1 protein-coding gene is annotated in these 276 nt (G+C 64.5%); it reads left to right on the forward strand.

What is annotated here, in order from left to right:
* Window positions 1–13 precede the first annotated feature (13 nt).
* Window positions 14–172 carry an ArsC/Spx/MgsR family protein gene (locus O4G76_RS22555; RefSeq protein WP_373568059.1) on the forward strand — a complete coding sequence of 53 codons (159 nt, stop codon included), beginning with the start codon at window positions 14–16 and terminating at the stop codon, window positions 170–172.
* Window positions 173–276: the final 104 nt, after the last annotated feature.

Below are 276 nucleotides of genomic sequence, written 5' to 3' on the forward strand. Positions count from 1 at the left end.
CACCTGGCGTGCACTGGATGACGCCGACAAAGCGCTGGCGGCCAACCCTGACAGCGCCATTGCACTGCTGCAGGCCAAGCCGTCGCTGATCAAGCGCCCGGTGCTGGATAACGCCGGCACGCTGCGCGTCGGCTTCAAGGATGCAGACTACACAGCGGAGTTCGGCCTATGAGCAGCACACTCGAGCTAACCCGGGCACTGATCCGCCAGGACTCCATCACGCCTCGCGACGAAGGTTGCCAGGACATGATGATCGCCCGGCTGGAAGACCTGGGC

This window comes from Limimaricola sp. G21655-S1 (assembly GCF_027213785.1).
Classification (GTDB): domain Bacteria; phylum Pseudomonadota; class Alphaproteobacteria; order Rhodobacterales; family Rhodobacteraceae; genus Limimaricola.